Annotated in this window: 16 protein-coding genes and 2 pseudogenes; 7 read left to right on the top strand and 11 right to left on the bottom strand. The window is 70.6% G+C overall.

The genetic code is table 11. The features are described 5' to 3' along the window. The first annotated feature begins 251 nt into the window (after window positions 1-251). Both AB0Q96_RS35745 and AB0Q96_RS35740 read left to right on the top strand, forming a co-directional pair. A complete protein-coding gene (locus AB0Q96_RS35745; RefSeq protein WP_365332915.1) occupies window positions 252-563 on the top strand; it encodes a hypothetical protein in 312 nt (103 codons plus the stop codon). A gap of 172 nt (window positions 564-735) precedes the next feature. Then, window positions 736-1176: a VOC family protein gene (locus AB0Q96_RS35740; protein WP_365332913.1), complete on the top strand. Its 441-nt coding sequence runs from the start codon at window positions 736-738 to the stop codon at window positions 1174-1176. Between the two features lie 37 nt (window positions 1177-1213). Here AB0Q96_RS35740 and AB0Q96_RS35735 read toward each other — a convergent pair whose 3' ends face one another. After that, entirely contained in the window at window positions 1214-1648 is a 435-nt protein-coding gene (locus AB0Q96_RS35735; RefSeq protein ID WP_365332912.1) for a YdeI/OmpD-associated family protein, read from the bottom strand. Between the two features lie 32 nt (window positions 1649-1680). Beyond that, on the bottom strand, window positions 1681-2094 hold the full coding sequence (locus AB0Q96_RS35730) for a VOC family protein (protein ID WP_365332911.1): 414 nt from the start codon (window positions 2092-2094) through the stop codon (window positions 1681-1683). A 345-nt stretch (window positions 2095-2439) separates the two neighbouring features. Between AB0Q96_RS35730 and AB0Q96_RS35725 the strand changes: the two genes are divergently transcribed. Beyond that, a complete protein-coding gene (locus AB0Q96_RS35725; RefSeq protein WP_365332909.1) occupies window positions 2440-4872 on the top strand; it encodes a heavy metal translocating P-type ATPase in 2433 nt (810 codons plus the stop codon). Between the two features lie 12 nt (window positions 4873-4884). Here the strand turns inward: AB0Q96_RS35725 and AB0Q96_RS35720 are convergent, their stop codons facing one another. From AB0Q96_RS35720 to AB0Q96_RS35695, 6 genes and pseudogenes are all read right to left on the bottom strand, one after another. Beyond that, a complete protein-coding gene (locus AB0Q96_RS35720; protein WP_365333021.1) occupies window positions 4885-5007 on the bottom strand; it encodes a hypothetical protein in 123 nt (40 codons plus the stop codon). 287 nt (window positions 5008-5294) lie between these two features. Then, window positions 5295-5561: pseudogene (locus tag AB0Q96_RS35715) on the bottom strand (HD domain-containing protein); the annotation flags it as partial. Further along, a complete protein-coding gene (locus tag AB0Q96_RS35710; RefSeq protein ID WP_365332908.1) occupies window positions 5452-5988 on the bottom strand; it encodes a hypothetical protein in 537 nt (178 codons plus the stop codon). The gene AB0Q96_RS35710 and the pseudogene AB0Q96_RS35715, both read right to left, overlap by 110 nt. A gap of 62 nt (window positions 5989-6050) precedes the next feature. Continuing rightward, a complete protein-coding gene (locus AB0Q96_RS35705) occupies window positions 6051-7325 on the bottom strand; it encodes a hypothetical protein (protein ID WP_365332907.1) in 1275 nt (424 codons plus the stop codon). Beyond that, window positions 7322-8065 carry an ATP-binding cassette domain-containing protein gene (locus tag AB0Q96_RS35700; protein ID WP_365333017.1) on the bottom strand — a complete coding sequence of 248 codons (744 nt, stop codon included), beginning with the start codon at window positions 8063-8065 and terminating at the stop codon, window positions 7322-7324. The genes AB0Q96_RS35705 and AB0Q96_RS35700 overlap by 4 nt, the downstream gene beginning before the upstream one ends. A 98-nt stretch (window positions 8066-8163) precedes the next feature. Further along, complete coding sequence (locus AB0Q96_RS35695) at window positions 8164-8388, bottom strand: hypothetical protein (RefSeq protein ID WP_365332906.1); 225 nt, start codon at window positions 8386-8388, stop codon at window positions 8164-8166. A gap of 1250 nt (window positions 8389-9638) precedes the next feature. On the opposite strand from AB0Q96_RS35695, the gene AB0Q96_RS35690 reads away from it, so the two are divergent. The 4 genes from AB0Q96_RS35690 to AB0Q96_RS35675 all read left to right on the top strand — a co-directional run bounded on the left by AB0Q96_RS35690 (window position 9639) and on the right by AB0Q96_RS35675 (window position 14792). Continuing rightward, window positions 9639-11642, top strand: a complete 2004-nt coding sequence (locus AB0Q96_RS35690) for an alkyl sulfatase dimerization domain-containing protein (RefSeq protein ID WP_365332904.1) — start codon at window positions 9639-9641, stop codon at window positions 11640-11642. A 719-nt stretch (window positions 11643-12361) separates the two neighbouring features. After that, window positions 12362-13324, top strand: a complete 963-nt coding sequence (locus AB0Q96_RS35685; protein ID WP_365332902.1) for a helix-turn-helix domain-containing protein — start codon at window positions 12362-12364, stop codon at window positions 13322-13324. Between the two features lie 165 nt (window positions 13325-13489). After that, window positions 13490-13921: a peptidase inhibitor family I36 protein gene (locus AB0Q96_RS35680; protein ID WP_365333015.1), complete on the top strand. Its 432-nt coding sequence runs from the start codon at window positions 13490-13492 to the stop codon at window positions 13919-13921. Between the two features lie 442 nt (window positions 13922-14363). Further along, window positions 14364-14792: a hypothetical protein gene (locus AB0Q96_RS35675; RefSeq protein WP_365332900.1), complete on the top strand. Its 429-nt coding sequence runs from the start codon at window positions 14364-14366 to the stop codon at window positions 14790-14792. A gap of 723 nt (window positions 14793-15515) precedes the next feature. On the opposite strand, the gene AB0Q96_RS35670 is transcribed toward AB0Q96_RS35675, so the two are convergent. The 3 genes and pseudogenes from AB0Q96_RS35670 to AB0Q96_RS35660 all read right to left on the bottom strand — a co-directional run. Continuing rightward, the gene (locus AB0Q96_RS35670; protein WP_365332899.1) at window positions 15516-15881 is read right to left on the bottom strand and encodes a hypothetical protein; all 366 of its coding nucleotides are present in this window, start codon (window positions 15879-15881) and stop codon (window positions 15516-15518) included. A 145-nt stretch (window positions 15882-16026) separates the two neighbouring features. Continuing rightward, on the bottom strand, window positions 16027-16566 hold the full coding sequence (locus AB0Q96_RS35665) for a hypothetical protein (protein WP_365332897.1): 540 nt from the start codon (window positions 16564-16566) through the stop codon (window positions 16027-16029). Then, a pseudogene (locus AB0Q96_RS35660) lies at window positions 16566-16804 on the bottom strand (hypothetical protein); the annotation flags it as partial. The pseudogene AB0Q96_RS35660 and the gene AB0Q96_RS35665, both read right to left, overlap by 1 nt.

Raw genomic sequence — 16804 nt, 5'->3', positions numbered from 1 at the left:
GACGCATCGCACCGACCTCCCCCCGCGCCGGGTGACCGTACGGGCCCTGAACAGCACCGCCCCATCGGCCCGTCGGGGGTCCGCAGCGGCTCGTGGAGGGGCCTCGGACGGGGCCGACCGTGGACACGTACCGACGCCGGACTCCGACCAGGCCGTTCCGAAGTACGCCCAAGACGAGGTCATCGGGAGAAAGGTCCCGCACCGGGCCGCAGGACGCGATCGCGGGGCCCTCCGCGCTCCCTGGCTGGTTCATGGCCCATCTCAGCACCGACCTGCCGCCCGAGGCGCTCGGCCTGGTCGCGGACGCGCTGGTCGACGCGGGCGTCGCCGACGAGGACTCCCCCGGACTGGCCCGGGCGCTCCTGGAAGACCATCCCCTCTGGGATCCGGTCGAGTGGTCGCTCCCTGGCGCGTCCCCGCTCTCGGGCGGCGAGGAGCCGTTCCCGGCCCTCCTGTGCTGCGACGACCCCCACAGCCCCCGCTGCGGCACGCGCCTGGCCCAGGGCATCACCCGGGAACAGACCGCCCGCCTGGCCCGCGCACTCGGCACCTGGCCCGCCTGACGGGCCGACGCCCACGCGGCGTGCCCGAGTGTCGGGGCGGCGCTCCGTCCCCGTACTCGATATACCGGTCCCCTCGAAGCCGCCCGCACCGCTCCACCCCGTACCACCCCGTACCGCTCCGTACCACTCCGTACCGCTTCGTACCGCTTCGTACCGCAGAGGGAGAACCGTCATGACGCTCCGTCGCATGGACAACGTCGCCATCGTCGTCGAGGACCTGGACGCCGCCGTCGCCTTCTTCACCGAACTCGGCCTGGAGGTCCAGGACACCGCCCGGATCGAGGGCCTCTTCGCGGATCGGACCGTCGGGCTCGACGGCGTGCGCAGCGAGATCGCGATGCTGCGGACCCCCGACGGCCACGCGAGGCTGGAGCTCACCCGCTACCTCTCCCCGGCCGCGAGCTTCGACGGATCCCGGAATCCGCCGCCGAACACCCTGGGCCTGCACCGGATCATGTTCGCCGTCGACGACATCGACGACACCCTCGCCCGCCTGCGCGCGCACGGCGCGGAACTGCTCGGCGAGGTGGCGCGGTACGAGGACGTCTACCGCCTCTGCTATCTCCGCGGCCCCTCGGGCATCATCGTCGCCCTGGCCGAGGAGCTGCGCTGACGGGAGGCGCGGAGGCGGCTCCGCCTCCGAGGTGCGGTCAGCCCCGCAGCTCCGTGATCGCCTTCTCGATGCGGCGCTGCCGCGTCTCGGGCTTCTTCGCGCTCTCGATCGCGCGCACCTGCTCGCGCCTGCGGGTGAAGGAGAGCCCGTCGTACGCGGCGCGGACCGCCGGGTCGGCGTCCAGGGCCCGGGCGAAGTCCTCCGGCTCCACGACCACGCGCGGCTCGGTGTCGAGCGCCAGCTCCACCTCGACCTCCTCGCCGGTCTCGACCTGCGCGGCCTCCCGGTTGGCGAGGCTGAGGCCGAGCAGGTGACGCCCGCGCATGAGGGCGACGCGGCTCTTCCAGGTGTGCCCGTTGAGCGTGATCGTCACCGGCGGCCGGGCTCCCCCGCCCAGTGCCGCCACCACCTCGGGCGGCACCTCCAGACCGCGCATCGGCTCGGGCGGCTCCACGTGCGTGCGGAACTTCATGGGTTTCCTCCTGGCCCTCATCGCGCTCGCGGCTACTCGGCGTACGGCTGGTCGTCGCCCTGCGCGCTGTAGCCGAGGCTCCACACGTAGCCGTCCGGGTCGGCGAAGGTGCCCCCGTACCCACCCCACGGCAGGGCCCCGGCGGGCTTGAGGACCGTGGCGCCGGCGCGCTCGGCCTCCGCCATGACCTCTTCGACCCGCGCCTCGCTGCGGACGACGTACGTCAGCACCAGTCCGCTGAAGCCGCTTCCCTCCGGGTCCGTGCCCACCTGCGCGGCCAGGCCGGCCCGGTCGTAGAAGCCGACCGGCGAAGCGCCGTCCGAGGCGAAGAAGACGGAGATCCCGTAGTCGTTCTCGATCTTCCAGCCGAGTCCTTCGGTGTAGAACTCCTTGGCCCGCTCCATGTCCCGGACTCCGAGGAGGATCGAGCTGACGTGCGCCTTCATGATGTGCTCCCTGCTCCGTGGGTGGTGTTCCTGTGCTGGTGCCTCACGCTACGGGCCCCGCCCCGGCACCGGCTTCTCGAATCCTGACCGTTCGGGCGACCTGCCGCGCGACGTGCGTCGGCATCTCCTCCACCGTGACCTCCGCCCCGCCGCGGAAGGCTCCGGGCGGCACACGGACCCGTTCGGTGAAGCGTGCCGGAACGCGCCCGGCGACACGCAGCCGACTCGGCGCGCACCTCCTCGACGCTGAGCTGTCCCCGGCCTGCCTCACCCGTTCGGCGGATGCGAACGGGTCGGGCGGGCCCGGGAGAAGTGGACTGGAGCGAAGCGGAGGAGGGACCGAGCATGGACAGACAGGTGCCGAACGCCCGGGTCGCCGAGATCGCGTTGCGGACGTGCTGGTGCGGCGGCGAGCTGGCGGGGCTGGAGCGGCGGCTCGCGGGGCGGCCGGGGGTGCGGTCGGCGAGCGTCGACCGGACGACCGCGACCGCCCACATCGCCTTCGACCCCGCCGTCACGAGCGCGCACCGGCTCGCCGGCGAGCTCGACGAGGCCGGGTACGCCTGCGACCGCACCGCCTGCCCCGACTCCTGCTGCCAGCCCGGGCACCCGCCGGTCGGCCCGGCGGACGAGCGCGAGCCGGCGCCCGTACACGAGCGACACGAGGAACACGAGGGACACGAGCAACACGACGAGCCCGGCGGTCATCGCGGTCGTGGCGGTCGTGGCGGTCGTAGCGGTCATGGCGACCACGACGAGCACGCCCAGCACGGCGCCGCCGCCGTCGACGACATGCTCCGCAGGTTCGTCGTGTGCGTGCTGCTCACGATCCCCATCGTCGTCTTCTCGCCGATCGGGCACAGCCTCGGCGTGACGGTGGACCGGCCGCTCGGCTTGTCGATGGCCTGGTTCGGTCTGGTCCTTGCCACGCCGGTGGTGTTCTGGGGCGGCTGGCCGTTCCTGTCGTCGGCCGGGCGCTCGCTGCGCCACGGCGACGTCACGATGATGACGCTGATCTCCGTAGGCGTCCTCGTCGCGTACCTGTACTCGCTGTTCGCGACGCTCGCCGGGCAGGAGGACGTGTACTTCGAGGCCGCGGCGATGCTGACGACGCTGAGCCTGATCGGGCACTGGCTGGAGATGCGCTCCCGCTTCGCGACCGGCCGGGCCGTGGAGGCGCTGCTGACGCTGGCGCCGCCGACCGCGCGCGTACGCCGTGGCGGCACGGAGTCGGAGGTGCCGTTGGACCGGGTCGTGGTGGGCGACGAGGTCGTGGTGCGGCCGGGTGAGAAGGTCCCGGTCGACGGCACGGTCGGCGAGGGGACCAGTTACGTCGACGAGTCGATGATCACCGGCGAGCCGGTGCCGGTGGCGAAGGCGGCGGGCGACCGGGTGGTCGGCGGCTCCCTCAACACCACCGGGGCGTTCACGTTCACGGCGACGGCGGTCGGGGCGGACACCGCGCTGGCGCGGATCGTGCGGATGGTCCGCAACGCGCAGGCGTCCAAGGCCCCCGCCCAGCGCCTGGCCGACACGGCAGGGCGCTACCTCGTCTTCGTCGCGCTCGGGGCGGGGCTGCTGACGTTCGTGGCGTGGAGCGTCTTCGGCCGCGACCACGGCATCGGGTTCGCGGTGACGGCCGCCGTGTCCGCGATCGTCATCGCCTGCCCGGACGCCCTGGCCCTCGCGACGCCCACGGCGATCACGGTGGGGATCGGACAGGGCGCCCGCGGCGGCGTGCTGTTCAAGAACGCGACGGCGCTGGAGGACACCGCGGGGATCTCGGCCGTCGTGTTCGACAAGACCGGCACGCTCACCGCGGGGAAGCCCGCGGTGACCGACGTCGTCTCCGTGCCGGGCACGTCGGACGAGCGGGTCCTCGCGGCGGCCGCGGCGGTGGACCGGCGGTCGCAGCACCCGCTGGCCGAGGCGATCGTGGGCGCGGCCGAGGCCCGCGGCCTGGTCCCGTCCCCGGCCGGCGGCTTCGACTCGGTGCCCGGCCACGGCGTCACGGCCGTCGTCGACGGCGTCACCGTCCTCGTCGGGAACCTGCGCCTGATGCGGCGCGAGCGGGTCGACGCCTCGGCGCTCACCGGGACGGCGACCGCGCTCGCCGCGTCCGGGAAGACGGCGGTGTACGTGGCGGCCGACGGCAAGGCCCTCGGGCTGATCGCGGTCGCCGACCCGGTACGCGGCACGGCCCCGGCGGCCGTGGCCCGGCTCCGCGAGCAGGGGCTCAGGACCGTGATGCTCACCGGCGACCAGCGCGGCACCGCCGACGCCGTCGCCCAGGCGACCGGCATCGGCACCGTGATCGCGGAGGTGCTGCCCGAGGACAAGGCGGCGAACATCACCGCCCTCCAGAGCGGCGGGGCCCGGGTGGCGATGGTCGGCGACGGCGTGAACGACGCGCCCGCCCTCGCCCAGGCCGATGTCGGCATCGCGATCGGTGCGGGGACCGACGTGGCCGTGGAGACCGCCGACGTGGTCCTCGTCCACGACGACCCCGCCGACGTGGCGTACGCCGTCACCGTCGCGCGCGCCACCCGCCGCAAGATCAAGCAGAACCTGTTCTGGGCCGCGATCTACAACCTGCTCGCGATCCCGGTCGCCGCCGGCGTCCTCTACCCCGGTCTGGGCATCCAGCTCCGTCCGGAGTGGGCGGCGCTGCTGATGAGCGCGTCCACGATCATCGTGACCTTCAACGCGCTCCTGCTGCGCAGGCTCCGCCCGCCCGCACGCCACCCGGGCGCGGCCACCGGCGGCCGGACCTCCTGAACGGGCATGGGCTCAACGGGCCAGCTGTGCCCGTAGCCACGTGGGATCGGGGTTGGCGTGCACCCGGCCTGCGACGCCGACGGTGGGCACGGTCTCGTTCCCGTCGTTGGCGACCCGCACCTCGGCCTCGACCACGGCCTGACCATCAGTACAAGGCGCTCTCCTGGCGGTCGATGATGTAGAGGAAGCAGGCGAACACTCCAGCCTGCCGGCGTCCCGGGCGACGATCGCCTCCGGCGTCTCGCCGGCCTCGTACTCGTCGACCGCGCCCTGCACCCCGGCGCGCACCGCCAGTGGCCGTTGGCGACCTGGTCCACGGTCACCTCGCCGTTCGGAGCGGCCCTGATGTACTTGCTGCCGATGTGCGGGATGTCCCCGACGCGGGTCTCCTGGGAGTCGTACAACAGAGACAGCGGCGCCACCCGGGCCGGGTCGGCGCCCTCCATCATGGCGAGCACCGAGCCGATCACCCCGACCCGGAAGCTGTGTTCGGCGACGGACTCCGGGGCCTTGTTGCCTGTGAACCACCAGCCGGTCCTGAGGGTGCGCGTCAGGACCGGGGAAGTGCACCCTCGTCGGTCAGGATGCTGCACCGATGCGGAACGGTGGATGCGTCCAGAGCATTGAGACGAGCGAGCCCAGCCCGAGGAGGCCCCCGGTGACAAGGACCGCTGGTGCTGACCCCGCATCGTGGAGGAGCCATGCCCAGATCTCTGGGGTCCCGTTCGGTCGCCAGCCGGCTGCGGCGAGCACGAGAGGGAGTGCCGCGAGCGCGGCTGCGGCTAGCTGGTGGCCCAGGAGTGGGAACAGAAGCAGAGCAAGGCCGATGTATCCGGCCTGGTTTCGGCCGAGGACAAGGGCCAAGTCCGAGTTCAGCGTGAGATGGCAGATGATTGCTACAAGCGCTCCTGTGCCGGCCGCGGCCAGGCCCATTGCCGCATCCCATGAACGAATCTGGCGTACAGCCATGCTGGCGCTTCGTTCGTCGCCGCGGCCAAGGCCGTAAAGAAGTGTCACCGCTGGGATGAGCGTCATCAGATGCGCGAGCAGAAAGTGGCCGGACTGTCCGGTCAGGACGGGGACGGGCAGCTCGATCTCGCCGATGCCGAGGCCCACCAGGATCGTACCGAGGGTGGCAGCTGCTACGAGGGCCAGCGCGCGGGATTTGCACCACCAGATCACGGACGGCCCCCTGCGGTGCTCAGCTGGGGTTTCGGTCCGCAGGCACTCATGGCCTGTCGGTTGTTCTCATACCAGGCCAGCTGTTGCTTGGGCGGCACCTCGCGTAGTTGCTTCAGCAGGCGGGCAGTCTGCGGGTCGAGACGTGCTTCTACGGTGCCTTCTGGAGCGCCGGCGCTGACCTGCAGCCACCCTTCGATCGCGACGGTGGCCTCGCCGGCGGGGTAGGGGCGGCCCTCAAGCGCGCAGGCAGGTGGTTGTGGCAGGAGACCTGATGCGATGCCGCCAGGGATGTCCTCAGGCTGGGCGGTCGGGGTGATGCCTAGCTTGGTCGCGCCGGGCTCAGGGTGTGCTGCCATGGTGAGCGTCCTAGGCACGAGGATCCCGGCGCGCTCCAGGTTCTCTGCCGCTGTGCGGGTGTCCTGGCGGACGCGTGAGGGGTTGTCGACCTCTGGCCAGAGACAGATGCGATACCGGCCGGTGGTTTCGCAGACTAGTGCGCTCACCGTGCGGGGTGAGGTCGGTTCGGGGCCGAGATCGCGGACGAAGAGCCAGGCCAGGCTCAAGCTGCCGGCGACGCATGTGGCTGCGGCGGCCAACGGTATGGCTCTGCCTCGGAGGCGGACGAGTACCAAGGCCGCCACGGATACACCGCTGGTGAAGATGACCGTTCCGAGGAGTGCTTTGTCGTCGACAGACGTATCAACGGAGCAGCAGCTGTTGAGACCTCCGCCGACGAGGTGCCGTAGCCAGAAGACGTTCCAGGAGGCTGGGTAGGCGTTGGCGAAGAAGCTGCCGATGAGGGCCAGAGGTGCCGCGAGAACACCGGGCATGATCCGCCCGATGACACTGCCGACGAGGGTGTTGGCGAGGAGTACGGCTGCAGCGACGGCAAGGATCCCCAGGTGGGGTATTCCGAAGGGCACGTCGGCGGCGATGGCTGCCATGGCCAGGGCTGCCAGGAGGGCGATGAGGCCGGTGGTGAGGACGGGCAGGAGAACCATGACGGTGATGGCCAGCGGTCCTCGGACGGGCGCCTGCTCAAAGACGCGGCCCTTGGCGAGTCGGGCCGCCTCCCATGCGGCCGAACCCGCACATGCCGCCGCGATGAAGGGAAGAGCGAACGCGGCGCTGCCCGTGGCCGAGGTCCAGTAGTGGGGTGTGACCCAGGCGGTGAGGTCGTCGCCCAGGGCGAGCAGGACGAACCCGACCAGCAACGGCAATAGGGCGGTGGCGGAGGAGGACCGTACGACGGTACGCAGACGCATCGTCACGCCTCCCTGGTGACGAGCCTGGTGTAGGCGGCTTCGGCACGCTCGCGGAGCGAAGGGGCCGGGCCGGCCAAGGCGTGGAAGTCGCCTGTGCTGCCCTGGAAACACACGGCTCCGCGGTCAAGAACGACCACTTCCTGGTACAGGTCGGCGAGGTCCTCGGTCTGGTGCGTCGATACGATGACGTGGACGGAACGGCTGAGCTCGGCGACCAGGTCCCGGAACATGCCACGCTGGGTGGGGTCGAGGCCGGCGGTCGGTTCATCCATCAGGATGACCTCGCTCCGATGGGTAAGCGCCCCGGCAATTCCCATGCGGCGCAGCTGCCCTCCGGACACCTCATGGCTCTTGCGGCTCGCCAGCTCTCGTAGACCGACCCGCGCTACTGCCTGACCGGACGCCTCCCACGCCTCGGACCTCGAGAGCCCCTTCAGCCAACCCGCGTACGCGATCTGCTCCCGGACCGTGAGGCCGGGCACCGGAGTGATCTGCTGCGGAATCCACGCAACCGCCTGCCGATACCGTGCCCGCTCGCGCCGGTGCGACGCCTCTACATTTCTCCAGGCCACACGACCTGCGGATGGCCTCAGATGGGAAGCGGCCAGCGCCATCAACGTGGACTTCCCCGCTCCGTTCGGCCCTAAGAGCACTGTTGACAGGCTCTCAAGATTCAGGGAGAAGTCAGAGAAGACGGGGGTTCCCCTTCCATACCGGAATGAGAGACCTTGAAATATGAGAGACATGTCGCGCATTCCGCTGCCTCGTGGCGAGCAGCTATTCCGTAGTTCCATGGGCGGTGCTCCGCAGGCCTTCTGCGGAGCACCGAAGTCGGGCGGCCTACTCAGTACGTGATGCCCACCGAGCTCACCCACAGGTAGCTGCCGCTGGTGAAGCCGTCGAGCTCGAAGTAGTAGTCTCCCGCAGACTTGTCGCCCCAGTAGACGCGATTGCAGTAGTTGGTCTTGAAGCCTGCGCTCTGGTCGGGGCCGAAGACGTCCTTCCAGAGCACGACGCCGGCGGCCTCGAACCCGTTCCCACCATTGGTCGTGCACCCGCTGAATCCCACCGACGTGCTGGTGGCGTCACGATCGTTGCCCTGCAAATTATCTGCCGGAGGGATCCGGTCCGCCGCTTTGATCGAACCCTTCACCGATTGGCGGGCGTTGCTGGCTCGAAGGGGTACACCGAGGGCTCCGGCAGACCAATAGTTTCGTCAACCCGCCAGACCGCTGAGAGAGAAGATGTGATCGGTCTCCGCCACCCAACTGACGGCATTCAAGCGACACCGAACGCTTCCCCAAGGCAATGACCGGACCACCGGGGGCACCCTTGACAGTCAGATGCATCGTGCAAGCCGGACTCTGCGGGCACGATGGACGGAGGACGGAGGGCGCCAGCAGGTTGATCGCTCGGACGTTCGCGCCAGGCACCTTGCCGTTGGCAGCCGTGAGGAGCCTCAGTGCGATCCAGCGGGTCTTCGTGCCGTACGCGGGAGCGTCGAGGACGACTCCAGTCGGCCGGACTCGGCGTCGAACGCCGCAGCCCGGACATGGCCGACGCGTTCGGGGGCACCGCGGCGAGGACAGTCTCCCACCGGGCGAGCACGCTGCTGCGGGCGGCCAGGCGGCGTGGCGTCCTCGGCTCCTGTCGTGTCCGCCGGCTCCGGCGGCCTGGAAATGGCGCGTCGGCCCTCTCCGCGCGAGCGGGGGTGAACCCCGAGGCCCATCGTCTCGCGCCCGTCACGCCACGGACCGGCCTCCGCTTCCGCTTCGCATTCTGGCCGTTCCCGTGCGCGACCTGAACCGGGCCGATGCCGGGGCGTCTGGCCGCCGCTCATCCACGCCCTCTGTCCCCGTACTGCCGCGAGCCCGGACCCGATTCACCCCTGCGGACGACGACGAGCGGGCCCGCCCGGTGGCTGCCAGGGCCGGGTCCTCCTGGCGGGGCGGGGCGGGCGGTCTCGCGGTGGGCGGCGAGCGTACGGCGGTCTCGGGCCGCTCGGCCGGCGCTCGTTGTCGTCGGCGGCGTCCGGTCGGCTCGGGTTGTTCCGCCAGGGCACGGACCGTCTTCACTCCTGAGGGCGCGGGCGCGGGAGGGCACCGGGTCCGCACGACGCCCGGCTTGATTCGCGGACGGGTTGTCCGGAACGAGGCTGGGGACCGACATCTCCACGGCCGTACTGTGCGGATGCGGATCGCTACGCATCGTGTCCGGGCGGCGGGAATGTCCCCTGCCGGTCCCGAGGGCGCCCCTTCGGCGTGTCCTGATGCGTCGTGTCGGTCCTTCAGTCCAGCCGACGAAAGGCAGAGAACACTCGTGGCTCTCCCCGATCGTGACCAGACCCAGCCCGCCACCCCGCTGACGAGGGACCTGAACGCGGCCGTCGTCGTTCCCGACCCGAGCACGGACGCGGAGGCCGCGTTCGCCGCCCGGGGGCTGGTCGCCGCGCTCCCGGCCGACTTCACCGTCGAGAAGACCGACGGCGGCCCGGTGCCCGCCTGGTCCCTGGAGCCGTTCCAGTTCCTGACCGGGCAGGCCCCGGACACCGTCAACCCGAGCCTGTGGCGCAACGCCCTGCTGAACATGAACGTGGGCCTGTTCGAGGTCGTCGAGAACGCCGTCTACCAGGTCCGGGGCATGGACCTGTCCAACATCACCTTCCTGGAGGACCCCACCGGCACCTCCCGGGAGATCGTCGTCGTCGACCCCCTCATCAGCGAGGAGACCGCCGCCGCCGCGCTCGCGCTCTACCGGGAGCAGCGGGGCGACGACCGGGTCATCCGCGCGGTGATCTTCACCCACTCCCACGTCGACCACTACGGCGGCGTGCTCGGCCTGTGGGAGGACCGGGCCCTGCCCGACGGCGTCGAGATCATCGCCCCCGACGGCTTCCTGGAACACGCCGTCAGCGAGAACGTCTACGCGGGCAACGCCATGCAGCGCCGCGCCCAGTTCATGTACGGCTCGCTGCTGGGGCGTTCCGCGCAGGGGCAGGTGGACGCGGGTCTGGGAAAGGCCACCTCCCTGGGCACCTCGGGTCTGCTCGCCCCGACCTTCACGGTCACCTCGGACCTCGCCGCCCCCGGCGTCGTCCACGCCTTCGGGCCGGTGAACGTCGAGTTCCAGCTCACCCCCGGCACCGAGGCCCCGGCCGAGCTGAACTTCTACCTCCCCGACATCCGCTCCCTGTGCATGGCGGAGAACGCCACCCCCACCCTCCACAACCTCTACAGCCTGCGCGGCGCCCAGGTCCGCGACGCCAAGGCGTGGTCGGAGTTCCTGATCCAGTCCGCCGACTGGTACGCCGACCGCTCCGACTCCCTGTTCGCCTCGCACTTCTGGCCTCGCTGGAACAGCGAGGACGCGCCGGAGACGGTCCGCTCCTTCCTCACCTCGCAGGCCGACCTGTACCGGTACCTGCACGACCAGTCGCTCCGGCTGGCCAACCACGGCCGGACGATGACGGAGATCGGCGAGGATCTCGACAGCGCCGTACCTCAGTCGCTGGCCGGGCAGTGGTTCAACCGGGGCTACTACGGCACCGTCAACCACGACTCCAAGGCGGTCTACCAGCGCTACCTCGGCTGGTACGACGGCAACGCCGCCCATCTGCACACCCTGCCGCCCGAGGAGGCCGGAGCCCGGTACGTCGACGCCTTCGGCGGCGCGGACAAGGTCGTGGACATCGCCCGGACGGTCTTCGACGACGCCAAGACCGCGCAGGACTACCGGTTCGCCGCCGAGCTCCTCACCCACGTGGTCTTCGCCGACCCCACGAACACCGGCGCCCGCGGCCTCCAGGCCGACATCCTGGAACAGCTCGGCTACCAGGCCGAGAGCGGCCCCTGGCGCAACTTCTACCTGGCCGCCGCGAACGAACTGCGCGTCCGGCCGGCCGACAGCCCCGTCACCCTGCCCTCGCCGCAGATCATCACCCCGCCGGTCCTCGCCGCGATGCCGCTGGACATGCTCTTCGACTACCTCGGCATCCGGCTCAACGGACCGAACGCGGCCGAACAGCCCCTCACCATCGGCCTGACCGTCACCGACGGCATCCCGGACGACCCCACCACCTACACCCTGCGCGTACGCAACGGCGTCCTCGTCCAGTACCCCGGCACCCTCGAACCCGCCACCACCGACGCCGTCTACGACATCACCCGAGACGGCCTCAACCGGATCGCCATCGCCGCCGCCACCCCCGAGGAACTCCTCGCCGACGGCTCCCTCACCGTCACCAGCGGCACCATCGGCCCCCTCAACACCCTCAACGCACTCCTCGACACCTTCGAGTACTGGTTCGGCCTCACCACCCCCTGACCAGCCCTCCGGCCGTGGCCCCTCCGTTGTACGGGAGGGCCACGGCCTTGCCGGCCCACCAGCCGGACAGAGCCCTGACAGAGGACGTCGCCGTGCTGACGGCGCGTGAGGCGGGCGACAACACGTTGACCGCCTGGACGTTCGCGCCGGACACCCGGCTGTTGGCGGCCGTGATGGGCCGCGGCGCGTACCAGCGGGCCATCGTTCCGTAACCCGGCTGACCGCCACCCTCATGCCGTACGCCGTACCACCTCCTGACCAACGGGAAGGTGGGCGCGACGGGCCTCGGCATGATCATGGGACCATCAGCCTCGGCGGTCTCACCGGAGCACTCGCCGCTCCCCGGCTCGCCCGCCGGCCAAGGGCCCACATGGCTGGCTCGCGATCCTCACCGTCAGCGCCTATACGCAGGGGGCGGCAGCGACCTGCATCGATACCACTCGGCACCCGGGGCTGCGGAGGAGCGGAGGGTGGCGGTGACCCGCGCCCGAGCCGGGCAGGACGAGCGCTGCCGTCGGTCCGCCGAGCTTCCGCTGGCTGATGTCCACGCGGCGCGCCACGGCCCGGGCCTCCGGTGTTGTCCGGAAAGGTCCTGTCCCGCGCTCACGTGTGTTCCCCACGATGTGCGGGTGTCCGTCGATCGCCCTGTAGTGCTGTCAGGCTCATCTCTCAACCAGAGTCGCGGCGGTGGGCCGCTGGTGGCGCTGTCGAGTAACACCGTGCAGGCGAGTGACCGCTTCGCTTGGTACTCCGACCAGGTCCAGCAGTACATCTTTCCCATCAGGCTCTCCACCCCGCACACCGAGGACTTCCGTTCGGAGGTGTCCGCGCTACAGCTCGGTGTTGTGCAGGTAGCGCACTTCACGTTCCCGCCGTTGAGTGCGGCCCGCACCGCGCGGCACATCCGGCAGGCCGACCCCGAGATGTATCAGCTGGGATGGGTGCGGCGCGGAACCGTGGGGTGCACCCAGCTCCGCAACGACGGGTTCATCCCCGCCGGCGACATGGTCCTCTTCGACACCTCGCACCCTTTGGAGGCGGACATACGGACCGGGGACGCCACGGTCGAGATCACCATCCTTCGCATCCCGAGGAGTTCCCTCTCCCTGCCCACGGCGCAGACCGACCGGCTCCTGGCCCGGCGGCTGCCACACGACGCGGTGAGTGGTGTCCTGCTCAGTCGGCATGTGGACACCCTGGTCACGCAGGCCGCTCGTCTCGGCCCGGCCGAGGCCCACCGGCTGGGCACCGTCACCGCCGCCCTCGCCACCTGCTTCGCCGCCGAGGTACTCGGAAGGCAGGAACTCGCGCCCCCTGAGTCCCGCACGGCGGAGCTCCGCGCCCGCATCGTCGGCTTCATCAGCTCCCATCTCGCGGACCCCGACCTGCGGCCGGCTTCCATCGCGGCCCACCACCACATCTCGCTCCGGACCCTCCACACCCTGTTCCGGCACGAGCCCACAACGGTCGCGGCGACCATCCGGCGCCTGCGGCTGGAGAAATGCCACGACGACCTCGCCGACCCCCGGCTGCGCGACCTCCCGATCGCCGCGCTCGCAGCCCGCTGGGGGCTGCTCCTGCCCGCCGAGTTCAGCCGGGCCTTCAAAGCCGCGTACGGGATGAGTCCGGGCGACTTCCGTGCCGAGGCGGCCCGTCTCCACGGGAGCGCGCGGAACCACTAGCTACCGTGCACGCCCGCACAAGCCGACCGGTCGCCCCGGCCACACGATGGACTCTGCCCGCCCGGTTGGCGAACGGCCACCGGGCTCGGGGGCGAGTCCGCTCGCTCCCGGCCCACGGCCGGCGCAGCCCGGGCACCCAGCTTGTGGAGAGGAAGTCCGTTGAACGTGACCCTTCGCGGTGTTGCCACCGCCACCGCCCTCGTGGCCGCCCTGGGCCTTGGCATCGCAGGAACCGCCGAAGCCGCGCCCACCCCGCAGACCACAGTCACCCTCGTGCCGGGGACCGACAACGTGTACAAGTACGAAGGAGGCGACTTCGGCGCCCAGGCGTACAACGACTGCGCCGGTGGCACCTGCTTCTTCAGCGAGTTCGACGGCGTCGGCTACCGCTGGACCGTGCCCGGCTGCGGTCGGCACAACGTGCCGACCTGGTTCAACGACCTCGCCACCTCGGCCTGGAACCGCACCTCGGTCACCGTCAACATCTTCAAGAACGCCAACCAGAGCGGCTATCTGGGCCCCATGCCCGGGTGGTTCAAGGGCAGCCTGGACCCCGCCCACGACGGCATGATGAGCTCGGTCGACTCGCTCTGCTGACCGGAACGAGCTCCCCGCACGGCGGCCGTGCCGGCGCTGGCGCCGGCGGTGCCCCATTCCCCGCCAGAGGCACCCAGTAGCCGCTGATCGGCAGTCCATCAACTCTGCTGGCACCGGCCGGTACCGCCTTGGTGCCGGCCGTCAGTGCTCCCCCGCCTCGGCGCCGCCTCGGCCGGATCACCCCGATCGGCCCGGTCGCCGTCGTCATCGCCGTCGCCTTCAAGCGTCGGGGCTGCATCACCACCATGCGCGTGTTGTCCACCGAGTACGTAGCCCTGCCAGTTGGGGGCGTATTGAGGAGCAAGGGGCTGGCCGGGAGAGCTTCCCACGCCCTCTGAACTGGTGGTTTGGCCCTCAGAACCGGCGGCGTGCACGAGGGGTTCCCTACCGTGAGTCAAACCGCTGCCCTTCGGGGCGGGGGCGATCGTGGGAAGGAGCCGACATGTCGTTGAAGAGCCGCATGTTCCAGAGCAAGAGGTCCCGAATCATCGCCTTGGCCAGCGCCGGACTGTGCGTGGCGGCGACTGTGGGCGGCGTGGCTGTGGCCGCGGCGCCCGGAGGGGCGAACGCCGGGCACACGCAGGCGGCAGCGATCATCAACGCCGACACGAGCATCGTGCGCTCCAAGGGCATCAGCTCGGTGACCAGCCCTTACGCCGGGCGCTTCTGCGTGAGGCTCGACCCCGTCGGCCTGAACGTCAACGAGATCATCCCGATCGCAACACTGACCACCGGCGGCTACCCCGGCCAGATCTACGTCCACCCCGGAGCAACCAGCGAGTGCGCCAACCGCGCCGACACGCTCCTGATCGTCACCACCAACTCCAGGGACGAACCGGAGAACAAGCAGTTCTCCCTCATCAGCCCCTGACCTCCTCCAAGGTGGCCCAGCCCGACCTGTAGTGAATGGCGCTCACCACAGAACGGGCGAGGGGCCTACCTGTGAGTCCGGGCGTGTGGATGTCGAGGTGGCGGCCCGGGCGACGGGCCGCCTCGCCCCGGTCCGCCGGGCGAACGGGCAGGGTCCGCCTACCCGTTCGCCCCCGCTGCTGTGCCGCCGGTCCGCCGCCGCGTCCCGGCGCCTGCTCGTCGTTCTGCTGCTGCTCGCGGTGGCCGGGTGGCCGCTGCCCACCGCTGCCATACCCTGTCGCGGCCGGGCGTTGCGCTGCGCCCGCGGCTGCCGTTCCGCTGTCCGACCGCTGTTGGGCTTCGGGGCTGCCGTTGCGCCGGGCCCGGCATGTGCGTCGCTGGCGCCGCTGGCCGGGTCGACGCAGGTGTCCGACCTCCGTGAAGGTGGCGCGCGTCCCGCTGGTCATGGCCAGTTGTCTGAGCCCCCGGCGGGCGTTACGGCTGGGCGTGCCAGTTGTCGAAGCCGTTACACGTAGGTGTGAGGGCTTTGAGCTGCACGGATGCCGGGAAGGAAAGCGATGCGTCTCGTCGTCGACCGCTGTCAGCGCCGGCGGGTCTGCCGACTGCGGTACGCCTTCTGCCGACACCTTGCATCTCAGTACGCAGAGTCTGCACGCCCAGCCGTGACGAGCTCGCCGCAGGAGCCGCAGGGACGCCCGATCCCTGTCCACTGCCGCTCGGCGCCTCAACCGCCCCAGGTAGCGACCCACACCAAAGTCCCGCACGCGAGGGGGAGCGCGACGCTGCCGGCGAGGAGGAAGCGCGCGGGTACCGACATGCGCCGGACGGAGGGGAGGAAGGTCAGGGCGACCGGGATGCCGAGGGTGACGATTCCGGTCAGCGTGCTCCACAGCAGCAGGCCGCCGACCGGCTCGTCCTTGGCCGCTCGGACGAACGCGGTGATGACGACCATCGCCGCCGGCACGCCCAGCAGGACCAGTACGACCGCCCACACCACCCCTGCCAAGATCGCGACGCCCGTCTGCCCGCGGCACGGCGACGCCGCCGGGCGACCGTTGCCGTACAGCGCCCTGTACGAATCGGGGTTCACGGACGGCTCCTTGAGTGCGGTACGGGCTGACGGCCCCATTCTCACTGCCCGACGCCACAGAGCCCAAACTGAGGGTCCTCGTGGAGGGAGTCCTGAGCAGCGGTCTCGGCCAAAGCCCGGCGCCGGATGCACGGCGCACGCGTCACTAGGGTGACGTCTCGGAGTCCTTGCAGTCTTCGTGGGTGCGCGGTGGGTTCTGGTGGGCGACGGCGTCTTGCCAGCGGGCCCGCTGGCTTTGGAGTTGGAGGCCGTCGGCGTTGGTGGCGAACCAGATCTGGCCGTCGTACCCGGGCCAGTCCTGGACACCGATCACGTACCGGTGGCCGGGGAGCAGCGGCTGTTGGTGTGGCGCGGCCGCCTGGTAGGCGCCGGTGGGGGTCACGTTGACGGCCTGTTCGACGGTCGCGGCTGTCGGCACGGTCCCTTTGAGGGTTTCCTCGACGTGGACTCGGGAGGTCAGGTAGGCGGCGGATGAGGGGTCTTCCTGTTTCACCTTGGGATTCTGGTCCACGGTGACGACTGTGACGTGGTCGACGAGGCCGGCCTTGTCGCGGTCGGTCTCGTCCTGTTCGACGCACATCGCGTCGATCGTGCTGGGCCCGTTCTGGAGGACGGCAATGGCGCCGGAGACCGAGGCAGCGGCGACCGCCAGCCCAGCGGCGACGAGGATGACCGTTCGCTTCATCAGCCCCACAACCTGCGGTAGTTGGCCTGGTCGACGGACGTCGGCGAGTTCTTCACCTCGTTGTGCTCTTCCCACATGATCGAGTCGTACCGGCCCGGCTTGTGGCACAGGCCGAGCGCGTGGCCCAGTTCGTGCGATGTGACGCTGCGGATGTACGCGAGCGGCTTGCCTTCGAGGTACCGATTGTTGAGGAAGATGTAGTCCGTCTCCGCGATACCGTAGCGACGCTGCCAGTAGC

The sequence above is a fragment of the Streptomyces sp. NPDC093111 genome (assembly GCF_040683955.1).
Taxonomy (GTDB): domain Bacteria; phylum Actinomycetota; class Actinomycetes; order Streptomycetales; family Streptomycetaceae; genus Streptomyces.
This window is presented reverse-complemented; position numbering and strand designations above follow the sequence as displayed.

Coding starts and splice junctions, on each gene's coding strand:
- AB0Q96_RS35700 (WP_365333017.1), bottom strand. CDS start 8,065: ATGTCTCTCATATTTCAAGGTCTCTCATTCCGGTATGGAAGGGGAACC.
- AB0Q96_RS35665 (WP_365332897.1), bottom strand. CDS start 16,566: ATGAAGCGAACGGTCATCCTCGTCGCCGCTGGGCTGGCGGTCGCCGCT.
- AB0Q96_RS35740 (WP_365332913.1), top strand. CDS start 736: ATGACGCTCCGTCGCATGGACAACGTCGCCATCGTCGTCGAGGACCTG.
- AB0Q96_RS35735 (WP_365332912.1), bottom strand. CDS start 1,648: ATGAAGTTCCGCACGCACGTGGAGCCGCCCGAGCCGATGCGCGGTCTG.
- AB0Q96_RS35730 (WP_365332911.1), bottom strand. CDS start 2,094: ATGAAGGCGCACGTCAGCTCGATCCTCCTCGGAGTCCGGGACATGGAG.
- AB0Q96_RS35725 (WP_365332909.1), top strand. CDS start 2,440: ATGGACAGACAGGTGCCGAACGCCCGGGTCGCCGAGATCGCGTTGCGG.
- AB0Q96_RS35675 (WP_365332900.1), top strand. CDS start 14,364: ATGTCGTTGAAGAGCCGCATGTTCCAGAGCAAGAGGTCCCGAATCATC.
- AB0Q96_RS35745 (WP_365332915.1), top strand. CDS start 252: ATGGCCCATCTCAGCACCGACCTGCCGCCCGAGGCGCTCGGCCTGGTC.